The sequence below is a fragment of the Bradyrhizobium commune genome (genome assembly GCF_015624505.1).
In the GTDB taxonomy this organism is placed as follows: Bacteria; Pseudomonadota; Alphaproteobacteria; order Rhizobiales; family Xanthobacteraceae; genus Bradyrhizobium; species Bradyrhizobium commune.
Map to the genome: position 1 here is coordinate 4,408,825 of NZ_CP061379.1, position 15,026 is coordinate 4,423,850.

The following is a 15,026-nucleotide window of genomic DNA, read 5'->3' on the forward strand; positions in this document are numbered from 1 at the left end:
ACCAATGGCTGAAGCTGGTGCACGCCGTCCGTTTTTCCGTCGTCGCAAGAGCTGCCCGTTCACGGGCGCCAATGCGCCGAAGATCGACTACAAGGACTCCAAGCTCCTGATGCGTTACGTCTCCGAGCGCGGCAAGATCGTGCCGAGCCGCATCACCGCGGTGTCCGCGAAGAAGCAGCGTGAGCTCGCCCGCGCCATCAAGCGCGCGCGGTTCCTGGGCCTGTTGCCCTACGTCATTCGCTAAGACGAATTCGACCAGCGGCGGTTCACGCCGCCGGTCGCGACTTTTTCGAACTCATAAGGCTTCCGGGTCGTCCGGTCGCCGATGGTTGGGGCAAGGCGCCTCTAACCGCTCGAAGGGAGCGGGACAGCTGATGATGGTATTTGGACTGATAGCCCTGATCGCCGGCGCTGCGTCGGCATTGATGTTCGCCTCGATTTCGTCGGGCGTATTGATCTCGCTTGTCCTGTATTTCCTCGCACCACTGCCCCTGATGGTCGCCGCGATCGTCTGGGGACCGCTCTGCGCGGCCCTCGGCGGCATCATTGCCGCGATCGGCCTCGGCTCGCTCCTGCGCCTTTCCGATGCAGCTGGCTTCATGGTGATGGTTGCCCTGCCCTCTTGCTGGCTGGGACATCTTGCGCTGCTCGGACGCCCCGTTGACGGAGATGCTACGGGCACGCCGTCGACGGAATGGTATCCACTCGGCCGCATCCTGCTCTGGATTGCCGGGCTTGCGATATTCATCGTCATGGGATTGCTCCTGACGCTGGGAACCGATGCCGACACCATCAATCAGGCCATGCGCGGTGAATTGCTCCGGGTCATGACGCAGATCGACCCGGCCGCGGCGAGCGAGCTTCCGGTGGTGATCGACGCGATCATTGTTCTTGGCACGATCAGCGCGGCGATGATGATGGTGATCACCCTTGCGCTGAACCTTTGGCTGGCGGCGAAGGTGGCGGCGGCTTCAGGCCTGCTCCGCCGCCCGTGGCAGGACCTCAAGACCGTGACGCTGCCCGCCGCAACACTCGTCGGCCTGTGTGTTGCGATGGCCTTCTGCTTCACGGGTGGGCTTGCCGGGATCTTCGCCCGGATCGTCGCGGCCGCGCTGATGATGGCCTATGGGCTGACCGGATTCGCGGTTCTGCATACGCTCACCCTCTCTCTCAAGAGCCGCCCCTTCTGGCTCGCCTCCGCCTACACGTTGGCGTTCATCCCGGCCTTGCTGGTGATTGCGATGGTGGCCCTCGGCCTTGCGGACGCCGTGTTCGGCTTCCGCGAGCGCTTCCTGCGCAGCCGGCAACCGCCGCCATTGCCGACCTCTTAAGTCCAACCCGAAACCTGAAAACCCAGAGCACTTCAAAGGAGAACGAATATGGAAGTCATTTTGCTGGAACGCGTGAGCAAGCTCGGCCAGATGGGCGAAGTCGTGAAGGTTCGCGACGGCTATGCCCGCAATTTCCTACTCAAGCGCGGCAAGGCGCTGCGCGCCACCGCCGACAACCGCGCCAAGTACGACGGCATGAAGGCCGACCTCGAAGCTCGCAACCTTGCGTCGAAGGGCGAGGCGTCCAAGGTCGCCGAGAAGATCGAGGGCAAGAACATCATCGTGATCCGTCAGGCCTCTGAGGCCGGCCAGCTGTTCGGCTCGGTCACGGTGCGTGATGTGGTTACTGCCTTCGAGGCCGACGGCGTTTCGCTGTCCCGCCCGCAGGTGCAGCTCGACGCGCCGATCAAGTCCATCGGCAGGCACTCGATCACGGTCGCCGTTCACCCCGAGGTCGAGGTCGAGGTCACCGTCACGGTCGCCCGCAGCCAGGACGAGGCCGAGCGCATCAACCGCGGCGAAGACATCTCGACCCGCAACGAGGACCGCGATGCGGCCGCCGAGGCGATCGCCGCCGCCGGCGAGTTCTTCGATCCGGAAGCCCAGCACGACGACGTCGCGCCGGCCCCGGCTGCGGACGAGACCGAGAAGTAGGGCTCGCGTTCACGCGGGTATTGAGCCCGGCCGCCTCAGGCGGCCGGGCTTTTTGTTTTAGCGGACACGTCCTCGCTCAGCATCGCAATCGAGGCCAGTGCCGTTGCGGTGTGTTTCTCGACGCCATCGCTCACACAGAACACATCGGCGGCGACCACCGAAACCTGTCGGCCCGGCTTGATCACCCGCGCCCTGCAGATCAGCCTGTCGCCGACGGCCGGCGACAACAGATTGAGCTTGTACTCTGCCGTGAGCGCTGCCTGGCCACGCGAGGTGGCGGCAGCGATCGTCGTGGCGTTGTCGACCAGGAAAGCGGTGACGCCACCGTGGAAGAAGCCGTGCTGCTGCAACAGCTCCGGCCTGCGTTCGACCGCAATGGTGCAGGTGCCGCGCGAGAGCTCAGCAAGCTCGGCACCGACCAGATTCATAAAGCCCTGCCGGCCGACATTGGCGTGGATACGCTCGGCCACAGTTGCGAACTCGGGATCAGCCTCGTTGCTCATGACGCCACTCCTTGCCTGTTGTTGATGCGCCCGGGCGGCAGCAGCGCGCGGATGGCGCAAGCGATCAGCGTGTCGGCCTCTGCGCGCGGATCGGTGCGGTCGCGCCCGGAGAGAAAGGCGCGGCAGAAGATCTGCGCCGGCCCGATCAGCTGGCTGACGAACATCACCGGCGTCATCGGCAGCAGCACGCCGCTGGCAACCAATGGCGCGCGCCAACGCTCGACGCCTTCGGCGAGCCGCGCGTTCTGCGCACGCTGGGCGTCACGAATGTCCTCGCTCCATTCGCTGCGCGAGATCTCGAAGAGGTAGCGCGCCTCGCGGCGGCTCAAGACGACCCAGTCGAGATGGGCCCGGATCAGGCGATCGATGCCTTGCTCCGCATCGGGCGCGGGATCGAGCGCGGCGAGCATCGCGGCGTGATAGTGCCGCAACACCTCCAGGAACAGCGCACCGGCGAGCTCCTTCTTGGATCCGAAAGCATGAAAGAAGCTGCCGTTGGAGGCGCGCGCCTTGGCGCGGATCGCGGCCACCGTCGCGCCCTCGAAGCCCGACCGGTCGAACACCGCAAGCCCCGCCGCCAGCAGATCGCCACGCGTCCCGGATGTCATCAGGAACTCCTAGAGTAATACTCTAGAGTGTTACTCCGATGAACGTCAAGACGATGCGGAGGCCGCGATTGGCGCGACCTCCGTGGATCCATCGGAAAGTTAGCTTATCGCGAGATCGGCGGGGCCGGCGGACCTGACGATTCAGTTGGCGCCGGCGCCGGAGCTGCCGCGGTCACGGGCGGCGCGGCCTCCTGCGGCTTGGCCGCCGGTTCGGAGCTGCCGCTGGTGGCGGGCTCGGCCGGCTTGGAAGCCGCCGCTTCAGCCGGCTTCGGCGCAGCCGGTTCAACCGGCTTCGCAGCAGCCGCCGGCGGGGCCGGAGTCACGGCAGGCACTGGATCGGAACGCAACGTCGGCGCATCGCTGCTGCTCGGCTCGGCCTTTGCACTCTCAGGCTTGGCACTCTCAGGCTTGGCACTCTCAGGCTTGGCCTCGGCCGGCTTCTCGGAGGACTTGCCGCTGTCGGGCTTGGGCTCGGAATCGACCTTGGCGCTTTCGCTCTTCGGCTCTGCTTTGGGCTCGACCTTTGGCGCAGCCGCATCGTCGGTCTCGGGCTTGCCGCGCTTGCTCAGCCGCTTGGCCCTGCGGCCCTCAGGCGATGGCTCGGTGGTGGCTTGGCCCTCGGGCTTGGTGCCTTCCTCGCTGCTCGGGCGTGCCGCGCGCTTCTGGCGCCCCTCGGGCACCGGGCTTGCGCCCTCGCCCTCCGGCTTGGCGGCCTCTTGCGAGCGCTGGCGGCGGCCCTGATGTTCCTGCGACTGCGCGGGATTGGTGTTGGCTTCCTTTTCCTTGGCGCCGTCCTTCTTGTCCTTACCGTCCTTGCCGCCATCCTTGGATTGGTAGCGGGCGTCGGTGGCGCCGTTGGAAACGAGATAGGAGGCCAGCACGCCGGCCATGTCGGAGCTGGTGGTGTAGTGCTGGCGCAGGAAACCCGGCAGCGAACCCGGCGATACCGTTTTTAACAGACCTCTCGGGCTCTTGTGGCAGGCGTTGCAGGTCTGCGCGAAGATCTGGGAGGGGGCCTTGCCGGCCTCGAGGTTCGTCGCCTGCGCGAGAGCGGTATCGGTGGCGCCAAAGCCAACCAGAAGCAGCACCGTCGCGAGGCTGAGCGCTCGGCTCGACATTCCCATTATCTCCATTGAATCCGGCAGGTGCAGCCGGCCTCGGGGGCGGCGGCGGTCACCTTTTAGCCGATTGCGCCGCGAATGGAAGCGCACTGATCACGCAAGCCCGTGATTACGCGTTTTTCGAATATCGGGTTTGAACACAATGCAATAGCGCGGCGGAAACAGGCTGCTTAGATTTACATGCGAACGCATGGGAACCGGTATAGTCTCCCAGGCGCGAAGGTGTGCCGGCCGCGTTAGTCGCTTCTTTTCGGGTTCGCTCGAGAGGTGTGTGTCGATGGACCGCTTGTTGCGTACGTTTTTATCTCAATTCATCCGCCGCGGGTCGATGACGGTGACCACGGCAGGCGGCATGAAGTTCAGTGTCGGCGACGGCTCCGGTGAGCCGGTCGAGGTTCGCTTCGTCACGGCCGACGCACAAAGGAGAGTCCTCATCAATCCCGAGCTCGGGCTTGGCGAGGCCTTTATGGATGGCGAATTCGTCGTCGAGCGCGGCACCATAGCTGACGCGCTTGCGATCCTGCTCGATCAATCCGACCTATTGCCGCACTGGGCAAAACCCTGGTGGCATCTGCGCTATTTGACTCGACATCTGAAACAGTTCAATCCGCGCGCACGCTCGCGTCGCAATGTCGCGCATCACTACGATCTCGACGCAAGGCTTTATTCGCTTTTCCTCGACGCCGACAAGCAATATAGCTGCGCCTATTTCGAGACGCCCGAGACCACGCTCGACGACGCGCAGCTCGCCAAGAAGCGGCACATCGCCGCAAAGCTGCTGGTCACGGGCGGCCAGCGCGTGCTCGACATCGGCTCGGGCTGGGGCGGGCTCGGCCTCTATCTCGCGGAGATCGCAGGCTGTGACGTCACCGGCGTCACGCTGTCGACCGAACAATTGCAGGTCGCGAACAGCCGCGCTGCCGAGAAGGGCCTGACGCGACAGGCGCGGTTCCTGCTCCAGGACTATCGCGACATCGACGGGCCGTTCGACCGCATCGTTTCGGTCGGCATGTTCGAGCATGTCGGGGTCAAGTTCTACGACACTTATTTCAAGCGCTGTGCCGAACTCCTGAGCGAGGACGGCGTCATGCTGCTGCATTCGATCGGCCGTTCTCAGGTCCCCGACTCGACCAACCCGTGGATTGCCAAATACATCTTCCCCGGCGGCTACATCCCGTCGCTGTCCGAGGTCGTGCCTGCGATCGAGCGCGCGGGCCTGCTGGTCTGCGACATCGAGATCCTGCGCCTGCACTACGCCGAGACGCTGAAGGCCTGGCGGGAGCGTTTCATGGCACGGCGCGAGGAGGCTGTGCAGCTCTACGACGAACGCTTCGCGCTGATGTGGGAGTTCTATCTGGCGGCCTGCGAGATGACGTTCCGCAAGCAGGACATGATGAACTTCCAGCTTCAGCTCACCAGACGCCAGGGCGTGGTGCCGATGACCCGCGACTACATTGCACGCGAGGAGATGCGGCTGCGCGCCGTGGAGGGCGGCGCCAGGCCGAGGCTGAAGCTCGCTGGTGAATAAGATCCTAGTGACGCAGGGTCGAAATCGGGGAGAGCCGGAAAGACGCCGGTAACGCCAGCTGGGCCCGCAATCCCGCCAGCGTCTCGGGCGCTATCGGCAGCCGCCGCTGCTCCGGCTGGGAGGCATGCTCCATGGCAGCGATCAGCCCGGACAGCCAAAGCCGGCTGGCTGTCTGGTTTCGCCACATCTGGGGCTGCCGTTCTGGCCGCATGGCTTGCCTCGTCTCCCTGGGTACGGGGTCCTTGGGACAATCGCCCGCCCGCCTGCCTGTTCCGGACATACCCCCGAAAGAATCCGGGGAGATGTGATCTGTTTCACATAAGTCTGGTCGGCCCTGGCTTAGACCGTCGCCATGAGCAAAGAGACCCAAACCTCATTCCACGCGCAGGACGACCTCCGTACCGATTACGCCCTGATCGCCACCGGCGTCGGCGCGGCCTTGGTTGCGCTGGTTTATCTCCTGCTGGTCTGATCCCGAGCGGAAACCGGCCGGCGCGGCATGCCGCGCGCTTCTCGATACGTCTGTGCCCCAATCGATAAGGTTCACGGCACCCGGATTTTTCCGTGGTGCGGTCGCTGCCGGCTGCTGCGGTTCCGTGAAAATCCGTCAAGCGCGGCGCGTACTGCGGCTGCTAATCATCCACCGCTTTAACTGAGCGGTTGATAGCGGCGAGCTTTTGCTTCCGCTTTGGACCGAGGCGGCGCTTTATCCCGGCCCCGCATCTGCCAAGAAAAATTGCTAAGCACGCTCGACCATGGCCCTGACTGATTCGAACGTCCTCAAACTCGCGCCCGAGCCCGGAACTCCCGCTTATCGGAGCGCACCGCACAATATCGAGGCGGAGCAGAGCCTTCTGGGCGCGATCCTGGTCAACAACGATGCGTTTTACCGCGTCTCCGACTTCCTTGAGCCGAAACATTATTTCGAGCCGCTGCACCAGACCATCTTCGAGACCGCCGGCAGCCTGATCCGGATGGGCAAGATCGCCACGCCCGTCACGTTGAAGACGTTCCTGCCCGCCGACACCGATGTCGGCGGCATGACCATCGGGCAATATCTGGCGCGGCTCGCGGCCGAAGCGACCACCATCATCAATGCCCAGGACTACGGTCGCACCATCTACGACCTCGCATTGCGACGCGACCTGATCGGCATCGGCGAGGACATGGTCAATGTCGCTTATGACGCACCGGTCGACTTCGCGCCGCGCGCGCAGATCGAAGACGCCGAGCGTCGCCTCTACGAGCTCGCCGAGTCCGGCCGTTACGATGGCGGCTTCCAGAAATTCTCGCAGGCGCTGACGGTCGCTGTCGACCTCGCGGCCAAAGCGTTCCAACGCGACGGAAAGCTGTCGGGCATCTCGACGGGCCTGCGCGACCTCGACACCAAGATGGGCGGCTTGCAGCATTCCGACCTCATCATCGTCGCTGGCCGCCCCGGCATGGGCAAGACGTCGCTGGCGACCAACATCGCCTACAACGTTGCGCAGGCCTACGTTCCGGAACTCCAGGCCGACGGCACCATGAAGGCCGCCAATGGCGGCGTCATCGGCTTCTTCTCCTGCGAAATGTCGGCCGACCAGCTCGCCACGCGTATTGTCGCGGAGCGCACCGGCATCCCCTCCTCCCACATCCGCCGCGGCGGCATCTCCGAAGCCGATTTCGAGAAGATACGCCAAGTCTCGATCGAGCTGCAATCGCTGCCCTTCTATGTCGACGAGACCGGTGGCCTCTCGATCGCGCAGTTGATGGCCCGCGCGCGCCGGCTGAAGCGGCAGAAGGGCCTCGATCTCATCGTGATCGACTACATCCAGCTGCTGTCCGGCTCGAGCAAGCGCTCCAACGACAGCCGCGTGCAGGAAATCACGGAGATCACGACCAGCCTGAAAGCGCTGGCTAAGGAGCTCAGCGTTCCCATCATCGCGCTGTCGCAGCTCTCGCGTCAGGTCGAATCCCGCGAGGACAAGCGGCCGCAGCTCTCCGACTTGCGTGAATCCGGCTCGATCGAGCAGGACGCCGACGTCGTGCTGTTCGTGTTCCGCGAGGAATATTACCTTGCCATGAAGGAGCCGCGCCCCGGCACCGAGGAACACGCCAAATGGCAGGCCGACATGGAACGCACGGTCGGCCGGGCCGAAGTCATCATCGGCAAGCAGCGCCATGGTCCGACCGGTACGGTCGAACTGCACTTCGATGCCTCCGTCACGCGCTTCGGCGACCTCGCGCATGACGGCCAGTTGCCGGATCGCAGCGACTACTAAGTTTCTTGGAAGGTTCCTTGGGTTGAACCGGGCGGGGCTCTTGCGTAAAACGACGCCATGACAATGGCGTCCGACCCGAAAATGATCCCGCAATCCGGCCTTCTCTCTGCGGAGGCCAACCAGGCTGCCGCGCTCGCAGCCTATGGCGGTGTGCTCACCGTCGATCTCGACGCCATCATCGCCAACTGGCGCAAGCTCGAGAAAACGGCGGTGCCGGCGGAATGCTCGGCGGTGATCAAAGCCGACGCCTATGGCTGCGGCGCTACGCAGGTCGCGCATGCCCTGAACAAGGCCGGCTGCAAGACCTTCTTCGTCGCCACCATCGAGGAAGCGCGCACCGTGCGCGCGGCGGTGCCGGAGGCCACGATCTACGTGCTCGGCGGCTATTTCCAGAACACCGGCGAGCACTACGCGAAAATCAACTGCCGCCCCGTGATCGGAGATCTCAACGAGCTTGCCGAATGGGACGTGTTCTGCCGCCGCACCGGCTGGTCGGGAGGTGCTGCGATCCACATCGACACCGGCATGAACCGACTCGGGCTGACGCTATCGGAAGCGCAGGCCATCATCCCCCGCATCAATGCCGGCGATCACGGCATCACGCTGGTGATGAGCCATTTGGTCTCGGCCGAGCAGCTCAACAGCCCCGTCAACGCCAAACAGCTCGCTTCCTTCCGCGGCATTGCCAGCGAATTTTCCGGCGTGCCGGCGGCACTCGCCAATTCCTCCGGTATTTTCCTCGGTGCGCCGTTCCAGTTCGACCTGGTGCGGCCGGGCGCTGCCCTCTACGGCGTCAACCCGACGCCGGAGGCCGACAACCCGATGCAGCCGGTGGTGGACCTGAAAGCGCGCATCGTGCAGGTCCGCAATGCCGAGCGCGGCGAGAGCGTCGGCTATGGCGGCACCTGGACCGCGCGGCGGCCGACCAAGCTCGCGATCATCGCGGTCGGCTATGCCGACGGCTATTTCCGTGCCGCCAGCTCCAATGACGGCACCCGCGGCGCCGAAGTGATCGTCGCCGGCAAGCGCTGCCCGGTGGCGGGCCGCATCTCCATGGACCTGATCGCGATCGACATCACCGATCTGCCGCCGAACGCGGCGCGGCGCGGCCACATGGTGACGCTGCTCGGCGACGGCATCACCGTCGACGAGCTTGCGCATCATTTCGGCACCATTGGCTACGAGGTTCTGACCAGCCTCGGCCGCCGCTACGCGCGGGTCTACAAGGGCGGCAATGACGTGGAGCCGCTGGCAAAGCCGGCTCCCGCGCCAGCGGCCGAGCAGCCGCCCGCGCCCCCTCCGGTCGAGCAGCTGGCGAGCCCGCCGCCGCTGCCGAGCTAAGCGGTCGAAGCTTACTTCTTCCTGCTGTCGAGCACCGTCTTGCAGGTGGCGCTGAGCTGATCGCGCTTGGCGTTGAGGCAGGCGATGATCTTGCCGCCACCCGGCGCGATGCCGGCGCAGAATTTGTCATAGTCCGCCTTGCACGCACCGCGCGGATCGGCCGATTGTGCGGAAGCGGCCCCGGAGAACGCGACGGCGAATGCGATAGCAACAAAGCTCAACTTGGACATTTTATCTCCGGTGGTCGGAACGTAAGAAGCGATCAGCTCTACATGAAGATTGCGACATTCAACATCAACAACATCAACCGCCGCCTGCCCAATCTGCTGGTCTGGATGCGCGCGGCGAAGCCTGATGTCGTCGCGCTTCAGGAATTGAAGGCAAGTGATGGCGAATTTCCGGCGGCAGCGATCGAAAAGGCCGGCTACGGTGCAGTCTGGCGTGGCCAGAAAACCTGGAACGGCGTTGCCATCCTCGCCCGCAACGCGGAGCCCGTGCTGACCCGCGACCGCTTGCCCGGAAAGCCCGATGATCACGAGGCGCGCTACATCGAGGCTGCGGTACGCGGCATCATCGTCACGAGCATCTATCTGCCGAACGGCAATCCGCAGCCTGGCCCGAAATTCGACTACAAGCTCGATTGGTTCGCGCGGCTGAAGCGCCACGCCAAAACCTTCATCAAGCAGGATCTGCCGGTGGTGCTTGCCGGCGACTACAACGTCGCGCCGACCGAGATCGACATCTATCCGACCCGCTCATGGGACAAGGACGCGCTGATCCAGCCGAAGAGCCGCGCGGCGTTCGCCTCTCTCGTCGAACAAGGCTGGTGCGACGCGATCCGCGAGCTGCATCCCGACAAGCGCCTCTACACGTTCTGGGACTACAAGCGGAACCGCTGGCCGCGCGATGCGGGCCTGCGGCTCGATCATCTCCTGCTCAGCCCTGCCCTGGTCTCACGGCTGGCGAAGGCCGGTGTCGACAAGAGCATCCGCGGCGAGGACGGCGCGAGTGATCACGCACCCGCGTGGGTGGTGCTCAAGCCGCTTTGATGTCGTACGGGCATGCTCACCACAAATTCTTCCCGTCGATCACGTTCACCTCAATCGCATCGAGATCGAAATCGTCGAACAGGCGGGCGTTCACCGCGACCTTGGGATTATCGAAATCGGGCTTGCCGGTCGACCAATCCGGCGACTCCGAATAGGTGCCGCAACCGCAGCTCGCGCAATAATGATGTTTGACGGTGCGGCTGCCCCAGAGATAGGTCGAAACATTGTCGGTGGGCGACAGCAGGCGAAACTGCGCCGGCTTGTAATAGGCCCACAGCGCGCCGCGCTTGGCACAGAGCGAGCAGGTGCAGCGCGTCACGTTCGCTGGCACCTCCGTCACCTCGAACACCGTCTCCCCGCAATGACAGCTTGCCTCGACCGGCATGACCCGCTCTCCGTTTTGTCAGGAGACGGTCGTAGCCCGGCCCTGCTGCCAACATGCTGTCAGCAGCCTAACTCGCCGCTGAATCCAGACCGTGGACTCGTAGAGGCACCGATGTCGGCTTTCGGGGTCACTGCGGCATCGCTTGATCGCGAGTAAAGGTACCTCCAGAATACCGGGTTGTGGATCAATAAACCCGCAGAGGAGCCAGCATGCAGTCAAAGATGACGCCGTGGGCTTTCGTGCTCGCTGTTCCCGACATCAACCGAAGCTCTCAGTATTTTCACGACGTGCTTGGCTTCCAAATCGGTTGGGAGGATGCAACGGATTGGCGATTGGTCGAGAGGGACGGCGTGCGGATTATGCTTGGCCAGTGCCCGGCCGACATCCATCCGAGCGCGCTTGGTTCTCACAATTGGTTCGGCTATCTGGAGGTCGACGATGTCGACAGCTTGCACGCAGAATTTGCGGCGCGAGGGGCGATCTGCTCTGCCCCCAAAGACACTCACTACGGAATGCGTGAGATCATCATAACCACAACCGACGGGCACAGGCTTGTGTGCGGCCAACCGTCGCAACGGAGCTAATCGCGAAGGTCCGGTGGCCCCTTAGCCGACGTAGATCAATGTCCGCTGTTCGGCCGCTATTGGCGGACGCGCCTAGTTCGCGGACAGGCGCCTGGCGTTCGCGGCTACGTGCTCGCGATAGCGCCGAATGACCGCTGCCGGCGTTGCGCCGGAGAGCAGGTTCGCAAATGTTTCGAAAGCGGCAGCGATCTTCTCGCTGACCATCAGCACGGCCTCCTGGCCTGCGGCCTCGTCGCCTTGGCTGAGCTTCTCGCAGCGGAGGCGAACCACTTCGCTGGCTTCGATCGCGAGCATCGCGCCGGCGTACCAGGGAAAGCCGTTATCGGATCCGCCGAGCACCGCATGATGGTCGAGCGCGGAAAAGGAATGGTGATCGGGCATCACGCACCTCAAATTCTTTGAGCGAACGCTCCAATCAATACGCTTCAAATTCTAAGGATCGGGCCGGGAAACCGGTCGGATTGGCGGTGGGCGCGACACCGGCGGTTAACCAACGCGCCACGAAACCTTGTGTCGCCCGACGGGCAAAACACCCAAAGCATGGGTCAAGCCGGCGACCCAAAAATATTCTTCTTTACCGAAATTCGGAAACGGCGTATGTGTCGCCTCACTCCGGCCCATGGAAGAGGGGCGTATCGCGATCGTCACGACGCGGGCCGGACGGCGGTGGACGTGGGTCACATCGGCGCGATGAGGTTTTGCAGGGCGGGCAACCGTGAGCGAGGCCGTCGCGCAAACGACCGGTGTGGCTTGCGTACGGCAAAATCGTGTGGTCCTGACGCCCGGGGTCTGTGCGTCAAGTCTTGCGGTGATGGGGGTGGCCCAACCGGGCCCGCGCATCAGCCATCCGCAAGGCGACGGGGGCAATAGTGCAACGCTCCCCGGGGAGATCACGACATAAGCCGTTCCAACCATCGCGCAGGGAAGGCTGGGATGATCCGGTTGCCCTGTTACCCGCTATGCCCTGTAGCGCAATCTACTTCTTGCATAGCGGTCAATGGGAGCCAGCCGGCTCCCGGTCTTCCCTGCGCCCTCTTTCATTTGAGGGTGACGCGATCAAGCAAAGCTCGGGCGAAACGCGCCGCGAGGATGCGAAGCTGCGTCCAAGAGAGATCGAATGATGCTGCGGCGAGCGCATACCCATCGCCGTCACCCTGAGGCGCTCGCCTCTTCGGCGAGCCTCGAAGGGCGACGGCCCGGCTGCATCTCGGCCGTTCATCCTTCGAGGCTCGGCATGCGATGCTTTCGCATCACATGCCTCGCACCTCAGGATGACGGAATGGACGTGCCCGCCGCCATTCACGCCTCCCCCCGTCACCGGCTACACTGCCCCGATTCAGGGAGACCCACCCTTGGCCTTACTCTTCGTCCTCAGCATCGGCCTGCTCGCCGGCACCATCTCCGGCATCGTCGGCACCGGGTCGTCGATCATGCTGATGCCGGTGCTGGTCTATGCCTATGGGCCGAAAGAGGCCGTGCCGATCATGGCGGTGGCTTCCGTGATGGCGAATTTTTCGCGCATTCTGGCGTGGTGGCGCCAGATCGACTGGCGGGCCTGCGCGGCCTATTCGGTCACGGGGATTCCGGCCGCGGTGCTGGGCGCGCGGACGCTGCTCGCCCTGCCCTCGCACGCTGTAGATCTTGCCATCGGCATCTTCCTGATCGCGATGGTGCCGGTGCGGCACTGGCTGGCGCGGCACGACCTGAAGGCCGGTCTCTGGCATCTTACGATCGGCGGCGCGATGATCGGCTATCTCACCGGCATCGTGGTCTCGACCGGCCCGCTCAGCGTGCCGCTGTTCCTGTTCTACGGCCTGAGCAAGGGCGCCTTCCTCGCCACCGAGGCGGCCTCCTCGCTCGGTCTGTATTTCGCGAAATCAGTGACGTTCGAGCGCTTCGGCGCGCTGACCGGCGATGTGTTCATCAAAGGCCTGATCGCAGGCTCCTCGCTGATGGCCGGCGCCTTCATCGCAAAACGATTCGTGCTGCATCTGAAACCGGACGTGTTCCGCCTGGTGATGGACGCGATCATGGTCGCAGCCGGGCTCTCCATGCTATGGAACGCCACGCAATCCTCCTGAGACCGATTCACTTTCGATGGCCAAGAACACGCTGTCCTTCGTCTGCCAGAATTGCGGCGCGGCCTATAACCGCTGGCAGGGCAAGTGCGAGTCCTGCGGCGAGTGGAATACGCTCGCCGAGGAGGACGCGACCGGCAGCGTGCCGGTGTCGATCCGCTCCAAGCGCAAGGGGCGGACGTTCGCGCTGGAAAGCCTCGCCGGGAAGAGCCCGGATGCGCCGCGCCTGTCCTCTGGCATGAGCGAGCTCGACCGCGTCACCGGCGGCGGCTTTGTCCGCGGCTCGGTGCTGCTGGTCGGCGGCGACCCCGGCATCGGTAAATCGACGCTGCTGACACAGGCGACCAGCCTGCTCGCGCGCGCCGGACACCGTATCGTCTACATCTCCGGCGAAGAGGCGGTGGCGCAGGTGCGGCTGCGCGCCGAACGGCTCGGGCTGTCCGATGCACCGGTGCAGCTCGCCGCCGAAACCTCGGTCGAGGACATCGTCTCGACGCTGTCGGAAGGCGCGGTCCCGCGGCTGATCGTGATCGATTCGATCCAGACCATGTGGACAGATACGGTGGAATCCGCGCCCGGCACGGTGACGCAGGTGCGCGCCTCGGCGCAGGCGCTGATCCGGTTTGCCAAGAAGACGGGGGCTGCCATCATCCTGGTCGGCCACGTCACCAAGGACGGCCAGATCGCCGGGCCCCGCGTGGTCGAGCACATGGTCGATGCGGTGCTGTCCTTCGAGGGCGAAGGCTCGCAGCAATTCCGCATCCTGCGCGCCGTCAAGAACCGCTTCGGCCCGACCGACGAGATCGGCGTGTTCGAGATGACCGGGCTTGGCCTGCGCGAGGTCACCAACCCGTCAGAGCTGTTCCTGTCCGAGCGCGATCTCGGCACCCCCGGCACGGCGGTGTTCGCGGGAATCGAAGGCACGAGGCCGGTCCTTGTGGAATTGCAGGCGCTGGTGGCGCCGACCTCGCTCGGCACGCCGCGCCGGGCCGTAGTCGGTTGGGACCCGAGTCGCCTATCCATGGTTCTGGCGGTGCTGGAGGCCCATTGCGGGGTCAAGCTGTCGGGACACGACGTCTATCTGAACGTCGCCGGCGGCCTTCGCATCCACGAGCCGGCTGCCGACCTCGCCGCCGCGGCAGCGCTCGTATCCTCCCTGGTCAATGCGCAGTTACCCACCGATGCGGTCTATTTCGGCGAGATTTCGTTGTCGGGCGTGGTCCGCCCGGTGGCGCAGACCCCGGCCCGGCTCAAGGAAGCGGCAAAGCTCGGCTTCCAGCGTGCCGTGCTGCCCGAATCGGCGCGCGGCGAGCCTGGCGGCGACGCCGGGCTTGCCCTGAACGCGGTCGGCAGCCTCACGACCCTGGTGGCCGAGATCGCCGCCCGCGGCTCCCGCCGGGGCGAACAGGACGGGCCGGCAGAGAAAAATGCCACACCGGCAAGATTCCGCCGTGGAGAGGGTTAGGTGGAGGTGACGTCCCGCGCCCCCGCCGCTATACAGCCGTCACAAAAGCAGCACGGGATTGCGTGGTTGCGGCCTTGCCGGGAGCACCGTCTGCCCCTCTTTTAGGGCGGCGGCCAAA

General features: G+C 64.6%; 16 protein-coding genes. 10 read left to right on the forward strand and 6 right to left on the reverse strand.

Features of this window, described 5'->3' with window-relative positions; translation table 11 throughout:
- Positions 1-4: 4 nt before the first annotated feature.
- The 3 genes from rpsR (at position 5) to rplI (ending at position 1,985) form a co-directional block, all read left to right on the forward strand.
- Positions 5-244 (forward strand): 30S ribosomal protein S18, encoded by a 240-nt coding sequence (gene rpsR, locus IC761_RS20855; protein WP_007592020.1) that lies wholly within the window; start codon positions 5-7, stop codon positions 242-244.
- Between the two features lie 130 nt (positions 245-374).
- Positions 375-1,331 carry a YybS family protein gene (locus tag IC761_RS20860; RefSeq protein WP_195804727.1) on the forward strand — a complete coding sequence of 319 codons (957 nt, stop codon included), beginning with the start codon at positions 375-377 and terminating at the stop codon, positions 1,329-1,331.
- Positions 1,332-1,379: 48 nt separating this feature from the next.
- Positions 1,380-1,985, forward strand: coding sequence for a 50S ribosomal protein L9 (gene rplI, locus IC761_RS20865; RefSeq protein ID WP_195798511.1), 606 nt, complete (start codon positions 1,380-1,382; stop codon positions 1,983-1,985).
- A gap of 35 nt (positions 1,986-2,020) precedes the next feature.
- On the opposite strand, the gene IC761_RS20870 is transcribed toward rplI, so the two are convergent.
- The 3 genes from IC761_RS20870 to IC761_RS20880 all read right to left on the reverse strand — a co-directional run bounded on the left by IC761_RS20870 (position 2,021) and on the right by IC761_RS20880 (position 4,214).
- Positions 2,021-2,488 (reverse strand): PaaI family thioesterase, encoded by a 468-nt coding sequence (locus IC761_RS20870; protein ID WP_195798512.1) that lies wholly within the window; start codon positions 2,486-2,488, stop codon positions 2,021-2,023.
- Complete coding sequence (locus tag IC761_RS20875; protein WP_195798513.1) at positions 2,485-3,096, reverse strand: TetR/AcrR family transcriptional regulator; 612 nt, start codon at positions 3,094-3,096, stop codon at positions 2,485-2,487. Before IC761_RS20875 ends, IC761_RS20870 begins: the two co-directional genes overlap by 4 nt.
- A gap of 104 nt (positions 3,097-3,200) precedes the next feature.
- A complete protein-coding gene (locus IC761_RS20880; RefSeq protein WP_195798514.1) occupies positions 3,201-4,214 on the reverse strand; it encodes a hypothetical protein in 1,014 nt (337 codons plus the stop codon).
- Positions 4,215-4,494: 280 nt separating this feature from the next.
- Here IC761_RS20880 and IC761_RS20885 point away from each other — a divergent pair, with 280 nt between their 5' ends.
- From IC761_RS20885 to alr, 3 genes are all read left to right on the forward strand, one after another.
- A complete protein-coding gene (locus tag IC761_RS20885) occupies positions 4,495-5,745 on the forward strand; it encodes a cyclopropane fatty acid synthase (RefSeq protein ID WP_195798515.1) in 1,251 nt (416 codons plus the stop codon).
- A 755-nt stretch (positions 5,746-6,500) separates the two neighbouring features.
- A complete protein-coding gene (locus IC761_RS20890; RefSeq protein ID WP_195798516.1) occupies positions 6,501-8,006 on the forward strand; it encodes a replicative DNA helicase in 1,506 nt (501 codons plus the stop codon).
- A 63-nt stretch (positions 8,007-8,069) separates the two neighbouring features.
- Positions 8,070-9,347 (forward strand): alanine racemase, encoded by a 1,278-nt coding sequence (alr, locus tag IC761_RS20895; RefSeq protein ID WP_195804728.1) that lies wholly within the window; start codon positions 8,070-8,072, stop codon positions 9,345-9,347.
- An 11-nt stretch (positions 9,348-9,358) separates the two neighbouring features.
- Here alr and IC761_RS20900 read toward each other — a convergent pair whose 3' ends face one another.
- Positions 9,359-9,577: a cysteine rich repeat-containing protein gene (locus tag IC761_RS20900; protein WP_195798517.1), complete on the reverse strand. Its 219-nt coding sequence runs from the start codon at positions 9,575-9,577 to the stop codon at positions 9,359-9,361.
- Between the two features lie 42 nt (positions 9,578-9,619).
- On the opposite strand from IC761_RS20900, the gene IC761_RS20905 reads away from it, so the two are divergent.
- The gene (locus tag IC761_RS20905) at positions 9,620-10,396 is read left to right on the forward strand and encodes an exodeoxyribonuclease III (RefSeq protein ID WP_195798518.1); all 777 of its coding nucleotides are present in this window, start codon (positions 9,620-9,622) and stop codon (positions 10,394-10,396) included.
- Positions 10,397-10,412: 16 nt separating this feature from the next.
- On the opposite strand, the gene IC761_RS20910 is transcribed toward IC761_RS20905, so the two are convergent.
- Complete coding sequence (locus tag IC761_RS20910) at positions 10,413-10,781, reverse strand: GFA family protein (protein WP_195798519.1); 369 nt, start codon at positions 10,779-10,781, stop codon at positions 10,413-10,415.
- Positions 10,782-10,990: 209 nt separating this feature from the next.
- Between IC761_RS20910 and IC761_RS20915 the strand changes: the two genes are divergently transcribed.
- Positions 10,991-11,365 carry a VOC family protein gene (locus tag IC761_RS20915; protein WP_195798520.1) on the forward strand — a complete coding sequence of 125 codons (375 nt, stop codon included), beginning with the start codon at positions 10,991-10,993 and terminating at the stop codon, positions 11,363-11,365.
- Positions 11,366-11,437: 72 nt separating this feature from the next.
- Here the strand turns inward: IC761_RS20915 and IC761_RS20920 are convergent, their stop codons facing one another.
- Complete coding sequence (locus IC761_RS20920; protein ID WP_195798521.1) at positions 11,438-11,746, reverse strand: hypothetical protein; 309 nt, start codon at positions 11,744-11,746, stop codon at positions 11,438-11,440.
- A gap of 971 nt (positions 11,747-12,717) precedes the next feature.
- On the opposite strand from IC761_RS20920, the gene IC761_RS20925 reads away from it, so the two are divergent.
- Together IC761_RS20925 and radA are read left to right on the forward strand one after the other, a co-directional pair.
- Positions 12,718-13,446, forward strand: coding sequence for a sulfite exporter TauE/SafE family protein (locus IC761_RS20925; RefSeq protein WP_195798522.1), 729 nt, complete (start codon positions 12,718-12,720; stop codon positions 13,444-13,446).
- Positions 13,447-13,462: 16 nt separating this feature from the next.
- Positions 13,463-14,908 (forward strand): DNA repair protein RadA, encoded by a 1,446-nt coding sequence (radA, locus tag IC761_RS20930; protein ID WP_195798523.1) that lies wholly within the window; start codon positions 13,463-13,465, stop codon positions 14,906-14,908.
- Positions 14,909-15,026 lie beyond the last annotated feature (118 nt).

Coding starts and splice junctions, on each gene's coding strand:
- rpsR (WP_007592020.1), top strand. CDS start 5: ATGGCTGAAGCTGGTGCACGCCGTCCGTTTTTCCGTCGTCGCAAGAGC.
- IC761_RS20860 (WP_195804727.1), top strand. CDS start 375: ATGATGGTATTTGGACTGATAGCCCTGATCGCCGGCGCTGCGTCGGCA.
- rplI (WP_195798511.1), top strand. CDS start 1,380: ATGGAAGTCATTTTGCTGGAACGCGTGAGCAAGCTCGGCCAGATGGGC.
- IC761_RS20870 (WP_195798512.1), bottom strand. CDS start 2,488: ATGAGCAACGAGGCTGATCCCGAGTTCGCAACTGTGGCCGAGCGTATC.
- IC761_RS20875 (WP_195798513.1), bottom strand. CDS start 3,096: ATGACATCCGGGACGCGTGGCGATCTGCTGGCGGCGGGGCTTGCGGTG.
- IC761_RS20880 (WP_195798514.1), bottom strand. CDS start 4,214: ATGTCGAGCCGAGCGCTCAGCCTCGCGACGGTGCTGCTTCTGGTTGGC.
- IC761_RS20885 (WP_195798515.1), top strand. CDS start 4,495: ATGGACCGCTTGTTGCGTACGTTTTTATCTCAATTCATCCGCCGCGGG.
- IC761_RS20890 (WP_195798516.1), top strand. CDS start 6,501: ATGGCCCTGACTGATTCGAACGTCCTCAAACTCGCGCCCGAGCCCGGA.
- alr (WP_195804728.1), top strand. CDS start 8,070: ATGGCGTCCGACCCGAAAATGATCCCGCAATCCGGCCTTCTCTCTGCG.
- IC761_RS20900 (WP_195798517.1), bottom strand. CDS start 9,577: ATGTCCAAGTTGAGCTTTGTTGCTATCGCATTCGCCGTCGCGTTCTCC.
- IC761_RS20905 (WP_195798518.1), top strand. CDS start 9,620: ATGAAGATTGCGACATTCAACATCAACAACATCAACCGCCGCCTGCCC.
- IC761_RS20910 (WP_195798519.1), bottom strand. CDS start 10,781: ATGCCGGTCGAGGCAAGCTGTCATTGCGGGGAGACGGTGTTCGAGGTG.
- IC761_RS20915 (WP_195798520.1), top strand. CDS start 10,991: ATGCAGTCAAAGATGACGCCGTGGGCTTTCGTGCTCGCTGTTCCCGAC.
- IC761_RS20920 (WP_195798521.1), bottom strand. CDS start 11,746: ATGCCCGATCACCATTCCTTTTCCGCGCTCGACCATCATGCGGTGCTC.
- radA (WP_195798523.1), top strand. CDS start 13,463: ATGGCCAAGAACACGCTGTCCTTCGTCTGCCAGAATTGCGGCGCGGCC.